Origin of the sequence: Thermoactinospora rubra (assembly GCF_002093975.1) — a bacterium.
In the GTDB taxonomy this organism is placed as follows: Bacteria; Actinomycetota; Actinomycetes; order Streptosporangiales; family Streptosporangiaceae; genus Nonomuraea; species Nonomuraea rubra_A.
This window is the reverse complement of sequence record NZ_MSZZ01000123.1, coordinates 1-1,325: the sequence shown is the minus strand read 5'-3', so window position 1 is coordinate 1,325 and position 1,325 is coordinate 1. Positions and strand designations below refer to the sequence as shown.

Below are 1,325 nucleotides of genomic sequence, written 5' to 3'. Positions count from 1 at the left end.
TGAACCGCGCCGAGTTTCGTGGAGGCCGGGTTAGCTGGCTGGGGTGAGGATAGCCGGATCGATCTGTGTTTGGTAGCGGGTCTCGTATTCGGCTGGTGGGAGGTCGTTGCAGGCGCTGTGGAGGCGTCGGTTGTTGTACCAGTTGACCCATTCCATGGTGGCGATCTCGACGTCGTCCAGGCCGTTCCAGGGGCCGCGCCGGTGGATCAGCTCGGTCTTGTACAGCCCGATGGTGCTTTCGGCCAGGGCGTTGTCGTAGCTGTCCCCACGGGAGCCGACCGAGCAGACCGCCCCGGCGCCCGCGAGGCGTTCGGTGTAGCGAATTGACAGGTATTGGCAGCCGCGGTCGGAGTGATGCACCAGACCCTCCAGCCGCCGGCCGTCACCGCGCCGCCAGATGGCCATCTCCAGCGCGTCCAGGGCCAGGTCGGTGCGCAGGTGATCGGCCAGCCGCCAGCCGACGATCATCCGCGAGAACGCGTCGATCACCAGGGCCGCGTACACGAACCCTGAGGCGGTCGGGATGTAGGTCAGGTCGGCGACCCACAGCCGGTTCGGGGCGGGGGCGGTGAAGTCGCGGTTGACCAGGTCGGCGGTCCGCTCGGTGACGACTTCGGCGATCGTGGTGGTCCGCGTCTTGTGGTCACCGCGGACCGCCCCGGCCAGCCCCAGGCGCTTCATCAGCCGGGCCACGGTGCAGCGGGCCACGCGGATGCCGCGCCGGTTGAGTTCCTTCCACATCTTGCGCACGCCATACACCTCGAAGTTGTCGTTCCACACCGTGGTGATCTCGGCCATGAGCCGGGCATCGCGCACCGCCCGTGCCGAGGGTGGGCGGGACTTGGCCGCGTAGTAGGTCGACGTGGCCACCTGCAGCACCCGGCAGATCGGCTCGACGCCGAAAGCGTCGCGATGAGCGTCGATGAAGGCGACTACCTGGGCGGCCGTGGGTCGAGTTCGGCCGCGAAAAAAGCTGCCGCGGCCTTGAGGATCTCGTTGGCGCGGCGCAGCTCGCGCACCTCGCGCTCCAGCTCGGCGATCCGCTGCGCATCTGCGGTCGAGGTGCCGGGCCGCTGCCCCTGGTCGATCTCGGCCTGGCGCACCCACCCACGCAACGCCTCGCGGTGAACGCCGAGCTGATCGGCCACCCGGGCGATCGCGCCGGGGGCGCCACCGCTCTGCCGGCGGACCTCGAACACCATGCGCACCGCGCGCTCACGAAGCTCTTGGGGGTACTTCCTCGGGGCTGGCATCGTGACGTGATTCTCCCTTCCGCCAGCAGATGATGCTGGCTTCAGGGCCTCCACGAAAGTCGGAGTGGTTCA

Annotated in this window: 1 protein-coding gene and 1 other annotated feature; the gene reads right to left on the bottom strand. The window is 68.6% G+C overall.

The features are described from left to right. Window positions 1–30: 30 nt before the first annotated feature. Window positions 31–1,253, bottom strand: a protein-coding gene (locus BSB02_RS39170; protein WP_240507061.1) for an IS3 family transposase whose coding sequence is annotated in 2 segments (ribosomal slippage) — window positions 31–968 and window positions 968–1,253 — 1,224 coding nt in all. Because the reading frame shifts where the segments join, the coding sequence is not laid out codon by codon here. Then, window positions 862–975, bottom strand: a sequence feature (AL1L pseudoknot). Its footprint overlaps the gene before it by 114 nt. Window positions 1,254–1,325: the final 72 nt, after the last annotated feature.